General features: G+C 64.4%; 13 protein-coding genes and 1 tRNA gene. 6 read left to right on the top strand and 8 right to left on the bottom strand.

The genetic code is table 11. The features are described from left to right. Positions 1-134 precede the first annotated feature (134 nt). Positions 135-1,226 carry an Mrp/NBP35 family ATP-binding protein gene (locus ABJO18_RS03110; RefSeq protein WP_348509054.1) on the bottom strand — a complete coding sequence of 364 codons (1,092 nt, stop codon included), beginning with the start codon at positions 1,224-1,226 and terminating at the stop codon, positions 135-137. 121 nt (positions 1,227-1,347) lie between these two features. Beyond that, positions 1,348-1,422 (bottom strand) — tRNA-Val (locus ABJO18_RS03105). A gap of 301 nt (positions 1,423-1,723) precedes the next feature. Here ABJO18_RS03105 and ABJO18_RS03100 point away from each other — a divergent pair. Then, entirely contained in the window at positions 1,724-4,867 is a 3,144-nt protein-coding gene (locus ABJO18_RS03100) for a TonB-dependent receptor (RefSeq protein ID WP_348509055.1), read from the top strand. Between the two features lie 146 nt (positions 4,868-5,013). On the opposite strand, the gene ABJO18_RS03095 is transcribed toward ABJO18_RS03100, so the two are convergent. Further along, entirely contained in the window at positions 5,014-5,379 is a 366-nt protein-coding gene (locus ABJO18_RS03095) for a response regulator (RefSeq protein ID WP_075188630.1), read from the bottom strand. Positions 5,380-5,527: 148 nt separating this feature from the next. Here ABJO18_RS03095 and ABJO18_RS03090 point away from each other — a divergent pair, with 148 nt between their 5' ends. From ABJO18_RS03090 to hisN, 3 genes are all read left to right on the top strand, one after another. Continuing rightward, a complete protein-coding gene (locus tag ABJO18_RS03090; protein WP_348509056.1) occupies positions 5,528-6,391 on the top strand; it encodes an N-formylglutamate amidohydrolase in 864 nt (287 codons plus the stop codon). A 120-nt stretch (positions 6,392-6,511) separates the two neighbouring features. Further along, positions 6,512-6,898, top strand: a complete 387-nt coding sequence (locus ABJO18_RS03085; protein WP_348509057.1) for a helix-turn-helix transcriptional regulator — start codon at positions 6,512-6,514, stop codon at positions 6,896-6,898. A gap of 68 nt (positions 6,899-6,966) precedes the next feature. After that, positions 6,967-7,779, top strand: a complete 813-nt coding sequence (hisN, locus tag ABJO18_RS03080; RefSeq protein WP_348509058.1) for a histidinol-phosphatase — start codon at positions 6,967-6,969, stop codon at positions 7,777-7,779. 146 nt (positions 7,780-7,925) lie between these two features. Here hisN and ABJO18_RS03075 read toward each other — a convergent pair whose 3' ends face one another. Together ABJO18_RS03075 and ABJO18_RS03070 are read right to left on the bottom strand one after the other, a co-directional pair. Next, on the bottom strand, positions 7,926-8,606 hold the full coding sequence (locus ABJO18_RS03075) for a hypothetical protein (RefSeq protein WP_348507290.1): 681 nt from the start codon (positions 8,604-8,606) through the stop codon (positions 7,926-7,928). Next, entirely contained in the window at positions 8,603-9,547 is a 945-nt protein-coding gene (locus ABJO18_RS03070) for a methyltransferase domain-containing protein (RefSeq protein WP_348507289.1), read from the bottom strand. Before ABJO18_RS03070 ends, ABJO18_RS03075 begins: the two co-directional genes overlap by 4 nt. A 222-nt stretch (positions 9,548-9,769) precedes the next feature. On the opposite strand from ABJO18_RS03070, the gene ABJO18_RS03065 reads away from it, so the two are divergent. Continuing rightward, positions 9,770-10,246 (top strand): Hsp20 family protein, encoded by a 477-nt coding sequence (locus ABJO18_RS03065; RefSeq protein WP_348507288.1) that lies wholly within the window; start codon positions 9,770-9,772, stop codon positions 10,244-10,246. Positions 10,247-10,341: 95 nt separating this feature from the next. Here the strand turns inward: ABJO18_RS03065 and ABJO18_RS03060 are convergent, their stop codons facing one another. From ABJO18_RS03060 to gpmA, 3 genes are read right to left on the bottom strand one after another with little or no spacing between them, the layout of a single operon-like run. After that, positions 10,342-11,643, bottom strand: coding sequence for a pentapeptide repeat-containing protein (locus ABJO18_RS03060; RefSeq protein WP_348507287.1), 1,302 nt, complete (start codon positions 11,641-11,643; stop codon positions 10,342-10,344). 51 nt (positions 11,644-11,694) lie between these two features. Then, positions 11,695-12,348 carry a bifunctional diaminohydroxyphosphoribosylaminopyrimidine deaminase/5-amino-6-(5-phosphoribosylamino)uracil reductase RibD gene (gene ribD / locus ABJO18_RS03055; protein WP_348507286.1) on the bottom strand — a complete coding sequence of 218 codons (654 nt, stop codon included), beginning with the start codon at positions 12,346-12,348 and terminating at the stop codon, positions 11,695-11,697. A gap of 2 nt (positions 12,349-12,350) precedes the next feature. Continuing rightward, positions 12,351-13,076, bottom strand: coding sequence for a 2,3-diphosphoglycerate-dependent phosphoglycerate mutase (gpmA, locus tag ABJO18_RS03050; protein WP_348507285.1), 726 nt, complete (start codon positions 13,074-13,076; stop codon positions 12,351-12,353). Between the two features lie 403 nt (positions 13,077-13,479). Between gpmA and ABJO18_RS03045 the strand changes: the two genes are divergently transcribed. Next, entirely contained in the window at positions 13,480-14,448 is a 969-nt protein-coding gene (locus ABJO18_RS03045; RefSeq protein WP_348507284.1) for a KpsF/GutQ family sugar-phosphate isomerase, read from the top strand. Positions 14,449-14,464 lie beyond the last annotated feature (16 nt).

Genomic DNA, 14,464 nt, shown 5'->3' with positions numbered 1-14,464 from the left:
GGAGCGGCGAAACAATCGCCCACTCCTCGTCACTCAAATCATAGCGCGCCATCTTCGCCTCCTGGCTCAAACGCCCACGCCAAGAGTGAATCATGCGTCGCTCAATCTGAGAATCCCCGAATTGGGTACAGACTCTAGTCGAAGACGATTTCCGGTGCCGGCTTGGACGCCGTTTCCGCTGCAGACATGACAGCGCGGCCGACGCGGGCAAATGCCTTGCCGACCGGGCCGTCGTCCAGCGCCATCGGTTCGCCGGCGTCGGAACGCGTGCGCAGGTCGGGGTGCAGCGGGATATCGCCCAGATAGTCGACCCCCAGGGCCTCGCTTTCGGCCTTCACACCGCCATGGCCGAAGATATGGCTGCCTTCCCCGCAATGCGGGCAGATGAAGACGGACATGTTCTCGACCATGCCGAGAATGGGCACATGGGTCTGGTCGAAGAGATTCATTGCCTTGCGGGCATCGTCCAGGGCGAGATCCTGGGGTGTCGAGACGATCACGGCCCCGTCGACCGGAATGTCCTGGGCGATGGCGAGCTGGGCATCGCCGGTACCCGGCGGCATGTCGAGGATCAGCACATCGGGCTGGCCCCAATCGGTGTCGGCGAGAAATTGCCGGATGGCGCCCTGGACCATTGGTCCGCGCCAGACGACGGCGGCGCCGGGTTTCACGACAAAGCCCATCGACACGATCTTCACGCCGTGGGCCATGAGGGGCTGGACACCGGCATCGGTCTTTTGGAGTCCCGGCACATCCGTGAGCCCAAAAAGGCGCGGCGCGGACGGGCCGTAGATGTCGGCGTCCAGCAGGCCGACCTTGAGGCCTTCCCGGGCCAGGGCCACGGCCAGATTGGCGGCGATGGTGGATTTGCCCACACCGCCCTTGCCGGAGGCGACGGCGATGATGCGTTTTGCGGGTTTGGGGGCGGAGGCGGTCCGGTCCTGCTGACGCTTTTTCGGCTTTTGACGGCCCTGGGCGCCGGCATTGTCGCGATGCGCCGTCATTACGGTGCGCACGCGCCCGATCCCCTCAAGCGCGGAAACGGCCTGTTCGATTTCGGGGCGCAGGCGATCCAGATCCGGTTCGCCGGCGACGGGCGGCGACAGGATGATCGTGGCCGTATCGCCCATGATCGAAGCGGCCTCGACGCGGCCCGCATCCACGAGGTTCCGGCCCGACTGGCGTTCGGTCACCGATTGAAGGGCTGTGCGAAGGCGGTCGTCCATGATGCTGTCCTGCTGCGCAATGATCGAGGCCCTGACTTAGGCGCTTCGCGGCAGAACGCAAAGACATGGCAGCTGCGACCGATTCAGCCGCGCGGCATGTTCAGGGAAATTGTGAGGTGGATGGTGGGCGATACTGGGATTGAACCAGTGACCCCTTCGATGTCAACGAAGTGCTCTCCCGCTGAGCTAATCGCCCATCCGACGCGAGGAGCCGGGTTTCTAGCGTCAGCTCGCCGCAAGCGCAAGCCAGATGTGTGCAGGAAATCACAGCTCTTTGCAGCTTGCTGCCGGGATGTTCGGATTTCCGTCACAGCTTCATCAAGACTGTATGACTTTTCTGCAACAACTGCGGCACGAAACGCCGCGATGTTGTGACTGGCGCTTTCAAGCGCTTGCGAGTTTCGACATAGTGCCCGGCAGGTAGGGGTGACCCTCCATGCGTGTTTCACAAGCCCATAAAGGGCAAGCGCGCAACTCGACTAACAAGGGGTACAATCGTGAGCAATATTTGGGATCGGGAGCGCTTGCTGCGCTCCACAATTCTTGCTGGCCTTGCCGCTGCGGGACTTTCCGTTTCGCCGGTTTACGCCCAGCAGGTCGCTCAGGTCGAAGAGCCTGAAGAAGAAGAGGAAGTGGCTGCGGAAGACCGCATCGTCGTCACAGGTTCGCGCATCCGTCGTGACGCCTTCACGTCGACGTCGCCGCTTCAGGTGATCGACAACGAAACCATTGCCGAAGCCGGCTTGGTCGATGTTGGCGATATCCTTCGCAATACAACCGTCGTGCAGGGGCTCCAGCTGGACTCCACTGTGAACGCGACGAGCGTTACATCTGCTGGCCCGGGCGGCCAAACGGTGTCGCTGCGCGGTCTTTCCGACGCTCGTACACTGGTGATGGTCAACAGCCGTCGTCTGGCTCCGGCCGGTGTGGAAGGCGCTCCGACCTCGCCGGACATCTCGCTGATTCCGTCCACCATGATCCAGCGCGTCGACATCCTGCTCGACGGTGCATCGTCGGTGTACGGTGCTGACGCCGTCGCTGGCGTGGTCAACGTGATCTTGCGCGACAGCTATGAAGGCTTCCAGGTTGATGCGTTCCGCACCTTCACCGACGGTGGTGGTGAGCAGAGCCAGGTTGGCTTCCTGATGGGGTCCAGCACGGACCGGGCCGAGTTCATCTTCGGTGTCGAATACAGCCAGACCGAAGAAATGCTCGGCAATAGCCGTGACTGGATGTACACCGGGACCCGCTACGGCCCGATCGACATCATCGAAGACGAGAATCAGCCGGGTACGAACATTCCGGTTCGTACGGAAGGCAACAGCCACGGTTGGCAGGCCTTCGGTGCGTGGGTTGGCGTCTCGTGCGGTGGTTGTGCGTTCGTCGCCGACCCGAACGGCGGCGGTTCCTACTCCTTCCCGGGTACGCCCGGTGTGTCGCTGCCGGGCTTCATTGCTTGGGACTTCACGACGGATCCGCTTTACGTCACCTCGCTTAACCTGAATCAGGATGCTTGGCTGACGCCGTCGCGTGAATCGACCACGGCCTATTTCCGCGGCACCTACGACATCGGCGATACGCTTCCGGGTACGCAGGCATTCATGGAATTCAACCTGGCCAATCGCCAGACGTTCATGCTGCGCGACACGACGACGATGGATGTCACGATGCCGGCGGACAACGCCTACAATCCGTGGAACTCCAGCTTCGTCGGCACGCCGTACGAAGGTGCGTTCGTCGGTACGCCGTGGGAAGGCGACGCCTTCACCACCCGTCCGACCCAGCCGTGGCGCGATATTCTTGATGTCGACCTGACGCAGTACCGTTTCATCGGCGGCCTGGAAGGCGATCTCGGCTTCCTCGGCCTGAACTCGTGGGACTACGAAACGTTCGTTGCCTACACCCGTTCGCAGGGTCATTCCCGCCGTACGGGCGTGCGCGAGAACGCACTGTGGCAGTCGATCCACCACGATATCGACCCGGTTTCGGGTGAAGTCATCTGTGCCCAAGGCATCGACTTCGACCAGCAGGGCGATTTCCAGGGCACGCCGTCTCCGGAAGCTTGTATTCCGTTCAACCCGCTCGACACGGGTCTGTGGCGTACCGATGGTGGTGCCCCGACCTACTCGACGGGCGGCTACACCACCGAAGACATCACCAACTATCTGCGTGGTGTTCGCGATGTGACCACGTTTGTCGACGAGCGGATGCTCGGCGGCTTCGTGACCGGTCCGGTGTTCGAACTGCCGGCTGGTGAAGTCCGTGCGGTGCTGGGTATGGAATGGCGCGAAACCGCCATCGAAACCAAGGCTGACGATACCGCTGCCCGCGGTCTGCTTGACGGCTTCTTCGCCGACCAGCCGACCGTCGGTTCCGTGGAATCCTGGGATGCCTACGGCGAAGTCTCCATCCCGCTGGTCAGCGGCGCTGCCCTGGCGGAAGAGATTTCCGTCGACCTCGCGGCACGCTTCGTGAACAACGAGTTCTACGGCGAAAACTCCGTGTACTCGGCGAAGTTCCGCTATATGCCGACGGATTGGCTGACGCTGCGTGCGACGGCGGGTACCTCTTTCCGCGCTCCGAACCTGCGAGAGCTGTTCCTGGCCGGTCAGACCTTCTTCGCTGGCGACCCTGATCCGTGCCGCGTGCCGGCCCTGGCCCAGAACGACCTGGATGGTGACCAGCAGTTCGACTACGATCCGTCGGGTGAGACCCGTTCCGCGACCGTTCTGGCGAACTGTCAGGCCGAAGGCATTGATCCGTTCAGCTTCTCGCTGGGTGTGTTCGGTGGCTCGATCGAAGGTGCCAACCGCGGCAACACCGGTCTCGATCCGGAAACCTCCACGTCCTACACGGCTGGTTTCGTGGTCGAGCAGCCCTGGTTCGACAGCTTCGACGCCACGTTCGGCATGTCCTACTACGAAATCACGATCGAGGACGCTGTTGAGAATCCGACCACCGGTCAGATTGTCAGCTCGTGCTATTCGTCGAGCAACTTCCCGAACGACCCGTACTGCGCTCGTATCGGCCCGCGTGATCCGCTGACCAACTTCCTGGTCAATGTTGACGTGACGCCGTTCAACATCGCAGAGCAGGTCTCCTCGGGTGTCGACATCAATGCCCGCTTCGGCAAGGATTTCGACGCGTTCAGCCGCTCCTTCCGTGCTGAACTGGATGTGGTGTCCACCTGGACCGACGAAGTCTCCCAGACGACGTCTGTCGCAGGCAATACCTCGGTTGAAACCTACGATACCGAGATCGGCTATCCGGAGTGGCGTGCCACCGGTACCTTCCGTCTGATGACGGGTAACTGGACCGGCTTCTGGCAGACCCGCTACATCGGTGAGCAGACGGCTGATACCGATACGGTTCCGACCAACTGCCTGAGCGCTGATGGTACGCTGAACGTTGTCCGTTGCTACACGGCCGGCGAGACGCTCTACCACGACGCTTCGGTCAGCTATGAAGCGGATACCTGGACCGTCCGCGTCGGTGTGAACAACGTGTTCGACACCGCTCCGGTTCAGATCGATGAAGACGTTTCGAGCCGTTACGGTCTCGATGCCCGCTCCGTCCCGCGGGGTGCTGGTTACGACCTGGTCGGTCGTCGCGCCTTCATTCGCGTCAGCAAGGCTTTCTAAGAGAGCTTCGCCGAACCGAAAAGTTGGGGCCCGCTCGCAAGAGCGGGCCCTTTCTTTTTGTGTTTCAGCAAGCGAACGCCAAAAAAAAGACCGCGCCCCGGAGAGGGCGCGGCCTTCGCTTTGCGTGTTGTCCGGGTTGCCTGCTGTCAGGCAGCCATCACCCGGGCGACCTCGTCGACCAGTTCACGCAGGTGGAAGGGCTTGGAGAGCACCTTGGCGTTGGTCGGGGCGCCGGAGCCGGGGTTCAGGGCCACGGCGGCGAAGCCGGTAATGAACATGATCTTGAGCGCCGGATCGATCTCTGCGGCACGCCGTGCCAGCTCGATCCCGTCGACACCGGGCATCACGATGTCGGTCAGCAGAAGGTCGAACTGCGCCGGCTGTTCGCCGATCGCATCCAGTCCTTCCTCCCCGTCGGAACACACGAGAACCTCGTGCCCGGCCCGTTTCAGGGCCTTGGCGAGGAAGTCCCGCATCGAATCATCGTCTTCTGCCAGAAGTATCTTTGCCATCTCAGGTCCCACCCTTGCGAAAACTCGAATTGACGGCAACCTACACGCGCTTGGTAAAAACCCGCTGAACGCGCTGTAGCGCTTGACCGGCGGAGTGCAGCTGCCCACTCTTTGACCCATGGACGCTGCAAACCCATCATCGCTCGCCTTGGATGTTTCGGCAAATCCAAATGCGTCTACCGATGCGGTCCGGGTCGCGCGGCCGTCCGGCCCGGCCCGGCCGGTCGTGTTCGCCTCGCCGCATTCGGGGCGGCACTACACCTCGGAAATGCAGTCGCTGACCTGCCTGACCCTCGACCAGCTGCGCCGGTCCGAGGATGCCTATGTGGACACGCTGATTGCTTCCGCGCCGGAGTTCGGCGCCCATCTCGTGACGGCGCAGTTTCCGCGCGTTTTCGTGGATCCGAACCGGGGGCCGTGGGAACTCGATCCGGGGATGTTCTCGGACCGCCTGCCGGATCAGACGGCACCCGTCTCCCGGCGTGCCGCATCCGGGCTGGGCGTGGTCCCGCGAATCGGTTTCGAGGGCCGCGCCCTCTATCGCCGCCGCCTGCGCTATGCCGAAGCGCGCAGCCGGATCGAGCGCTTCTACGAGCCCTATCACGCGACCCTTGAGGGGCTGCTGTCGGATCTGCGGGACACGCACGGCTTCGTGCTGGCGATCGACATGCACTCCATGCCGGACGCCAGTGCGCGCGGTGTCGATTTTGTCCTGGGTGACCGGTTCGGCTCCTCCTGCGACCCGCGTATCACGGACCGGGTCGAGGCCGTGCTGCGCGATCGCGGCTACGTCACAGTTCGGAACATTCCCTATGCCGGCGGCTATACGACGGAACACTATGGGCGGCCTGCCGACGGGGTGCATGTGATCCAGATCGAGATCAATCGCAGCCTCTATCTCGACGAGGAAAGGGTCGTCATGGCACCGGGCTTCGCCGGCTTCGAAGCCGAAATGCGCAAGATTGTCAGGGAATTGACCTACACCGACTGGTCCGGCTGTGTGCCGGCCTGACAATACCCATCCTACGCGAAATCACTGATCCGCCCTCGCCCGGCACGCGCTTTGCTCCCCTGTGAGGTGTGCGTCCCAATGCGGCGCATTTCGAGACGCGAAGAACAGGCGGCGAGTAGTATGACGAACGATATCGACCTTCATGTGGGCAAGCGCCTGCGCCGCCGGCGCCGGCTCCTGGGGCTGACACAGCAGCAGCTGGCGGAATCCGTCGGTATCCGCTTCCAGCAGATCCAGAAGTATGAGTGCGGTGCCAATCGCGTAAGCGCCAGCCGGCTGTTCGAGCTGGCCGAGTCGCTCGATGTGCCGGTGCAGTATTTCTATGAGGGCCTGTCCCAGCGCGATCAGGTCGACAGCGACACGCGCCTGTCGGCGGACATTCTCTCGCAGAAAGAGACGATGGATCTGATCCGCGCCTATTACCGGCTGGGCGAGCGTCCGCGCAAACGCCTGCTGGAACTGGCCAAGTCGCTTGAGCCGGGCGAGCCGGCAAACGACGCCGCCTGATACGAGGTCCGGGGGGACAACGACAAGGCGTCTGGCGTGGCGGCGAGGGCCATGCTAGGCGCCTTTTCATGTCTGGCTACGACCCGTCATACGACTTGGAGACCGCACACCGGATGGCCGATGCCGCCCGGGCGGCGATCCGGCCCTATTTCCGCTCCGGGCTGGCCGTGGAAAACAAGCTGACGGCGGGTTTCGACCCGGTGACGGCGGCAGACCGGGCCTCCGAAGAAGCCATGCGCGCTGTTCTGGCGGAGCGGGCGCCCGATGACGGCATTCTCGGAGAGGAATTCGGCGAAACGGTGCGCGATGGCGCACGGCGCTGGATCCTCGATCCGATCGACGGGACACGGGCCTTTATCGCCGGGCTTCCGACCTGGACCGTGCTGATCGCGCTCGAACAGGGCGGACGGCCCGAAGTCGGTGTCATCGACCAGCCTCATATCGGTGAACGGTTTGCAGGCTGGCCCGGCGGTGCAGCGCTGTGGCATGACGGCGCGAAGCGGGAATTGCGCACCAGCGGGCGGACGAGCCTCGACGAGGCGATCCTCGCGACAACCGATGCTTATCTGTTCAGCGGCGATGAAGCGGCGGCGTTCGAACAGGTGCGCCGGACAGCCCGGCTGTGCCGTTTCGGGTATGACGCCTATGCCTATGCCATGCTTGCAGCTGGCGGCGTCGACCTGGTGATCGAGAGCGGGCTTCAGATCTATGATGTCCAGGCATTCATGCCGGTCGTCCAGGGTGCGGGCGGGGTCGTGACCGACTGGCGCGGCGGCGATCCCAGCGGCGGCGGCCAGGTGGTGGCGGCGGCTTCGGAGGCTCTGCTTGAAAGCGTCCTGCCGCTGCTCGCCGCCGCGGCACGCCAGAGCGTGATCAGGTGAAGTGGGCACCGGTTCACCGGTTCGATCACGCGACCGCTCAGGATTCTGAAGCGTGATCAGGTGAAGTGGAAACCGGTTCACCGGTTCGATCACGCGATCACCCAGGATTCTGAAGCAGGGGCGGTTCCGCAGGAAACGATCCTGATCTAGCTGTCGAGCAGGATTCTCACCGGTTCGCGGCCGAACTCGATGCACTCGATCGAGCGGCTGCGCCGGTCTGCCGGTCTGAAGAATGCCCGGTTCTCCTGAACCGTCAGCGGTGAACGCTCTCCGTCCTGGTCGACGGCCCAGGCCTCGGGGGCAGCGCCGTCGAAAACAAAGACAACGGATTCCATCCGCGGGGCAAACAGTGCGGCGACGCCCGCAGCCGACCGGATCGCCCGGTTGGCCTGTTCCACACTCATGGCAAGCGCGTCGCGGGAAAACTCAGTCGCGCCGGGGCCGGAATACTCGAACTGCATCGACAGGGAGAACCCGCCGCCGGCCGGCTGGTTGATCCACACATCCGGTTCGGCATCCAGCGCGGGCAGGCCGGGAAGCCGGGTAATGCGGCCCGTGGCATCCAGTGCGAACTGATGCGTCTCGCCGTCATGATCGTACCACATCCGGATATCCTCGGGCGGGATGCCGTCGGCCGAGCTCACCACATAGGCCATCCGGAAATGGCTGCGTTCGGCGTCCGGAATGTCGAGATAGCTTTCCAGATGTGGGAAGAAACGCGGCAAGGGGCCAGCGATGCGTTCAACTTCGCTGGCGGTATCGTCCGCCATGGCTGGCGCCACGCTCAGGAGCGCGGCGCCAGCCATGGCAAGGATGCTGCGTATCATTCCCCGCTGCCTTCCGAGCCGGCAACCGGCTTGCGGAACAGAAGGGTCATGCGATCGCTTTCACCGATCGCGTCAAAATGGTCGCGATCGAAATCCTCGTAGCCTTCATCGCCTTCCTGGGGTGAGCGGCGCACCGGCGGCAGGGTCCAGACACCCAGCGGGTGATCGGCCGTGTCGGCGGGGTTGGCGTTGATCTCCGAGGTGTCGACCAGTTCGAACCCGGCTTCCTCGGCCATGGCGATGACATAGGCCTGCTGCACATAGCCGTTGGCCGACATCGGATCCTGTTCGCGCGAGGAGGGCAGGCGGTGTTCCACAACACCCAGCACGCCGCCCGGGCGAAGGGCATCGTAGAATTCCGCAAAAGCGCGTTCGGCAAAGCCGTTATTCATCCAGTTATGGACATTGCGGAAGGTCAGCACGGCGTCGGCGCTGCCGTCTTCCATGTCCAGACCGCCATCGGCACTGAAGTCCACCAGCTGCGGCTCGCCGTACAGGGCGTTGTTCTCGATGCGCGTTTCGAACGCGGCGCGCGAACGCTGCTGGTAGTTGCTCGCGGCATCTGCCGGGAAGTGTGCGGCGACATAGGTGCCGCCATTGGCCGCGATCCAGGGGCCCAGAACATCGCTGTACCAGCCGCCGCCCGGCCAGATCTCGACGATGGTGGAGCCGGGGTCGATCTGGAAGAATTCCAGCGTTTCGCGCGGGTGCCGCCATTCGTCGCGTTCGGCCGCCTCGCCCCGCCAGTCACCGGCGAGGACGGTCTCGATGTCGGAATAATCCGGGGCCGGTGCGGTTTCCGCTTCCGGGGCGGCAGCCGTTTCGGCGGCGGTCTCCGGTGCAGCCGCTTCCGTATCCGTGTCCGTATCGGTCTGCGAATTTCCGCAGGATGCCAGCAACATCGAGCCGCCAAGAAGGGCGGCGAGGGCCTTGGTGCGCATATGGAAGTCTCCCTGTCTCCGTTGTCCTGTCCTAGCCAAGCCCGGGCGGCGGCGCAATTGCTTCGCTCGGGGCTTGCGAAATCGTGATCGCCTCCCCAACTAGTTCGCGCAGGTTGCCGCAACGGGACCTGCGGACCGGCCACGGCCAGTGTGCGTGGCGGTCCCCGTCAACCGTCCGGCCCGTCCGGACCTGTTTATCGCTCTGAAGGAGGATGGACTGTTATGCGTACTGTCGATTTTACCCCGCTCTACCGTTCGATCGTCGGTTTTGACCGCCTGGCCGACATGATGGACTCGGCCACCAAGATCGAATCCCAGGGCTACCCCCCCTACAACATCCAGCACGTTGCCGATGACGAGTATCTGATCGAGCTCGCCGTCGCCGGTTTCGGTGAGGAAGACCTCACCGTGGAAGTCCAGGAAAACGTGCTGACCGTGTCCGGCCGGATTGCCGAGAAGACCGACGCCGACGAACGCCGCTTCGTGCATCGTGGTATCGCCGAGCGCGCCTTCGAGCGCCGCTTCCATCTGGCTGACCATGTCGAAGTGACCGATGCCGGGCTGAAGAACGGCCTGCTGACGATCCGTCTGGTCCGCGAAATCCCCGAGGCCGCAAAGCCGAAGCGGATCGAGATCAAGGCCGGGTCCGGCAAGACCAAGGCGAAGCTGATCGAGGGCGGCAAGACGAAAGCTGCCTGATCGCTTCTGCACTCACGATTATCCCCCCCAATGACTGGGCGGCGGACATCTGTCCGCCGCCCTTTTTATTGTCGGGATGGAATGGCGCGGGAAGGTCAGGCCGCGTTGAGATCGACGGCACCCTCGATCGAGGCCACCTGCTCCAGGAAACGTTCGTCGAACGATGTTCCGGTGAAACAGGATCCGCCGAACAGGGCGCGGCGCACATCGGATCCGTCCAGATGCGCGTAGGAGAAGTCGGCACCGGTGGCTTTCACCTGCCGCAGGTCGGCGCCGCGAAAATCGGTATAGCGTGCCCGGGTGCCCGCCAGGGAAGCCGGCAGGATGCGGTTGCCTTCCAGCAGCAGCGGTCCCAGCTGGCAATCGCGCAGGTCGGCATTGGAGAGGTTTGCGCCGGTCAGGTCGGCGCCGCGCAGGTCGGCGCCGCGCAGCGAGACCATGCGCAGGTCGGCCTTTTCAAGCCGTGCGCCCTGCAGCTGCGCGCCTTCCAGATCGAGCCCGTACAGCGTCGCGCCCCGGGCGTGGAAGGCGGTCAGTGTCTTGCCGGCCAGCGAGGTCAGGCCGCGCAGATCGGTGCCGTCGAACAGGGAGGGCTTGCCCTCGCGCCCGTTCGTCTCGCACCACTTCATGTGTTCGGCGATCTGGTTGGCGACCGGGTTGTCGAGCGTGTTCGCATCGATACCGACCGGCGCCTCGGTCAGCGCACCATCCGTGCGCATCCGGTCCTTCTTGGCCATGACGGTCTTGGTGCCGATCAGGACGGCATTGGTGAAATCGGTATCTGTCAGGTCTGCACCGGACAGGTCGGCGCCTTCCAGGTTTGCGCCCTGGAAAGACGAACCGCGCAGATTGGCGCGGATCATCCGCGTGCCCAGCAGCATCGCGTCGGTGAAGTCGGATTTCTGTGCCGTGATGCCGGCCATTTTCGAACGGGACAGGTTTGCGCCCGTGAAGTTGGCCTTGTCGGAATCATTGCCCTGGGTCTTGTGGGTGAGAACCGCGAGACCCTTTTCCTTGTCGATCTGGGCGATCGCACCTTCGCGCAGGTCGGCCTCGGTGAGGTCGGCACCGGTCAGGTTCGCACCGCGCATGATCGCGCCGCGCAGATCGGCCCGGCGCAGGCAGGCGCCTTCCAGGCTGGCGCGACGCAGGTCTGCGGCAAAGAAGATCGCGCTGTTCAGCGTGGCGCCGGAGAGATTTGCACCCCGCAACACGGCGCCGGAGAAATCGGCATCGGACAGGTCGCGGTTCGACAGGTCGAGATTCTCGACGATGCTGTAGGCAAAGCTTGCACGGGCGCCGCCGGCCTTGCCGGACCACAGACGCTCATGCCGTTCGCAGATCATGTCGACCTGCGCCTGGTTCAGCATCTTGAATTCGATTTTCCGCCCTTGCATTCGCAGGTCCTGTCGGTGGAGACACCAGAGAACCACGCTAGCGCGGGAGAGTTAATACACGGTGTCGCGGCTGTGTTCGGCCTGGCGTGCAAGCCCCCGGGCGACCAGGTCACGGGCGAATTTTGTATCCGGTGCGATCCGGACCCGGGAAAAGCCCTGCTCTCCCAGTTGCTTGAGCGTGGTATCGCGTTCGGAGACCGGGACCGGATCCAGCGCGGTTTCATAACCGGCGGTCCGGCTGTCGGCGAAGAGCAGGGGGGTGCCGGTCTCCAGGCGGTGGAAAAAGGCCTCGTAGAGCGCTTGCGCGTCCGCCTCGCCCAGGCCGGTGACGACCTCGATGCCGGCGGCTTCCAGCATGGCGATGCCGCGCCCGGCGACTTCGTGATAGCGATCGAGGCAGGCGATGACGACGCGGGCGATACCGGCCTCGATCAGGCCGAGGGCGCACGGGGGTGTGCGGCCGTAATGCGCGCAGGGCTCGAGCGTGACATAGGCGGTACAGCCGCGCGCCATGGCTTCCGCATGGGTCAGCGCGACGCGCTCCGCATGGGGGCGTCCGCCATCGGCCGTGGCACCGTTCGCGACGATCTGGCCGTCCTTCACCAGGACACAGCCGACCGCCGGGTTCGGCGCGGTGCGTCCCAGCTGACCGCGGGCCAGTGCCAGGGCCAGGCCCATGAATCGGCGGTCGGCGACGCTGGCCATGATCAGGGCAGGGGCGGCAGGGGCTGGGCGCGGCTCTCGTCGAGATAGCGCGCGCCGAGAATGGTGGTGCCGTCCTCATCAAGATCGATCAGCAGCGGATTTCCGGTCGGGATCTCGACCTCCATGATCTCGGCATCGCCCACCTGGAACAGGAGTTTCACCAGGGCGCGCAGGCTGTTGCCGTGCGCGGCGACGGCCAGGGTCTCGCCCTTCTTCAGGTGCGGCAGGATTTCCGAGGTCCAGTAGGGCTCGACGCGGTCGAGGGTCAGCTTGAGGCTCTCCGCGGCCGGCAGGAGTTCGCGCGGCACGTCGGCATAGCGTTCGTCATTGGCCGGGTGGAATTCGTGATCCTCGGCAACCGGCGGCGGCGGTGTGTCGAAGGAGCGGCGCCAGATCTTCACCTGCTCGGCACCGTGTTTCGCGCGCGTCTCGTCCTTGTCGAGACCGGCGAGAGCGCCATAGTGCCGCTCGTTGAGACGCCAGGATTTCTCGACGGGAATCCACAGCCGGTCGAGGCCTTCCAGGGTGAGGTTCAGCGTCTTGATCGCCCGTTTGAGCACCGAGACATAGGCGCGTTGCGGCTTGAAGCCCGCCTTCGCCAGAAGCTCGCCGGAGCGGCGGGCCTGGGCGACGCCTTCATCGGTGAGATCGACATCGACCCATCCGGTGAAGCGGTTCTGCAGATTCCATTCGCTCTGGCCGTGCCGGATGAGGGCGAGTTGCGGCATGTCAGTCTCCTCTTGCAGCGTCTGCGGGCGGTGCCGGCGCAGCGATAGCCCGCCTGCCGCGCCCGGGCAAGGCGCGGCGCCCGCGGCAGGCGTCATGGACAAAGTCGGGCATGGGCAAGCCCTGCGCCTTGTGGTATAAAGCTTCCAGTAGTTCCGGGTTTGCGTTTCAGGGATCGTCCCTGCCGGGCCGTTTCCTGTCATTGCAGTCCTGCAGAGCCCCGTCTTGGAGCCCTGCCGACCCGGCGGATATCGCGGCGTCACGAATGCCTGGTCCCTCTCCGTCCCCCTTATGGACCACGCGACAACGCCGCTCTGGCCGCGCACGTCTCTTCCCCGGACGTGCGCGGTTCTGGTATGGGAGCGCTCCTGTCCTGTCTGCCCAGCGCTCGCCCGAGGAAATCCCATGCCCGAGTTCGACCCCGCCGTATCGGCCCGCCGTGTCATCGAAACCGAGCGGGACGGGCTGGACCTGCTGGCCGGATCGATCGGCGAGACCTTCGTCGCGACGGTAAACCGGATCGCCGAGATGAAGGGGCGGGTTATCTGCGCCGGGGTGGGCAAGTCAGGCCACGTCGCGCGCAAGATCGCGGCGACAATGGCGTCCACCGGCACGCCCGCCTACTACGTCCACCCCACCGAGGCGAGCCATGGTGATCTCGGCATGATCGGCGAGCAGGATGCCGTGCTGGCGCTGTCGAAATCGGGCGAGACGAAAGAGCTGGGCGATCTGATCGCCTATTGCCGCCGCTTCGGTGTGCCGCTGGTCGCCATGACCACGAAGGCCGACAGCACGCTGGGCCGGGCGGCGGATTATCTGCTGGCGGTTCCCGACGCGCCGGAAGCGTGTGGCGAGACCCGCGCGCCGACCACCTCGACGACGCTGATGATGGCGCTGGGCGATGCCCTGGCCGTTGCCTTGCTCGAAACGCGTGGCTTCACGGCTGCCGACTTCCGGACCTTCCATCCCGGCGGTGCGCTGGGCGCGGCCCTCGCATCGGTCGCCGATGTCATGCATGCCGGCGATGCCGTGCCGCTGGCATCCCAGTTGGCACCGATGAGCGAAGTGCTGATCGAGATGACGGCAAAGAGTTTCGGCTGTGTCGGCCTGCTGGACGATACGGGCCGCCTGGCCGGCATCATCACCGATGGCGACCTGCGCCGTCACATGGGTAATGACCTGGTCGACCGCCCCGCCTGCGAAGTCATGACGCGCAATCCGAAAACCGGGCGCAGCGAGGCGCTGGCCGCCGACGCGCTGCGGGAGATGACGGCCGGTTCGCTGAAAATCACCCAGCTCTTCATTGTCGACGACGCCCACAAGCCGGTCGGCATCCTGCACCTGCACGACCTGCTGCGTGTCGGCCTGAGCTGACACGGCATCGGGCAGC

The organism is Maricaulis sp. (assembly GCF_039978735.1).
GTDB lineage: Bacteria > Pseudomonadota > Alphaproteobacteria > Caulobacterales > Maricaulaceae > Maricaulis.
This window is presented reverse-complemented; position numbering and strand designations above follow the sequence as displayed.

Bases quoted from the DNA above. Each gene is read 5' to 3' on its own strand.
- ABJO18_RS03110 (WP_348509054.1), bottom strand. From the start codon at position 1,226: ATGGACGACCGCCTTCGCACAGCCCTTCAATCGGTGACCGAACGCCAG.
- ABJO18_RS03095 (WP_075188630.1), bottom strand. From the start codon at position 5,379: ATGGCAAAGATACTTCTGGCAGAAGACGATGATTCGATGCGGGACTTC.
- ABJO18_RS03085 (WP_348509057.1), top strand. From the start codon at position 6,512: ATGACGAACGATATCGACCTTCATGTGGGCAAGCGCCTGCGCCGCCGG.
- hisN (WP_348509058.1), top strand. From the start codon at position 6,967: ATGTCTGGCTACGACCCGTCATACGACTTGGAGACCGCACACCGGATG.
- ABJO18_RS03075 (WP_348507290.1), bottom strand. From the start codon at position 8,606: ATGATACGCAGCATCCTTGCCATGGCTGGCGCCGCGCTCCTGAGCGTG.
- ABJO18_RS03070 (WP_348507289.1), bottom strand. From the start codon at position 9,547: ATGCGCACCAAGGCCCTCGCCGCCCTTCTTGGCGGCTCGATGTTGCTG.
- ABJO18_RS03065 (WP_348507288.1), top strand. From the start codon at position 9,770: ATGCGTACTGTCGATTTTACCCCGCTCTACCGTTCGATCGTCGGTTTT.
- ABJO18_RS03060 (WP_348507287.1), bottom strand. From the start codon at position 11,643: ATGCAAGGGCGGAAAATCGAATTCAAGATGCTGAACCAGGCGCAGGTC.
- ribD (WP_348507286.1), bottom strand. From the start codon at position 12,348: ATGGCCAGCGTCGCCGACCGCCGATTCATGGGCCTGGCCCTGGCACTG.
- gpmA (WP_348507285.1), bottom strand. From the start codon at position 13,076: ATGCCGCAACTCGCCCTCATCCGGCACGGCCAGAGCGAATGGAATCTG.
- ABJO18_RS03045 (WP_348507284.1), top strand. From the start codon at position 13,480: ATGCCCGAGTTCGACCCCGCCGTATCGGCCCGCCGTGTCATCGAAACC.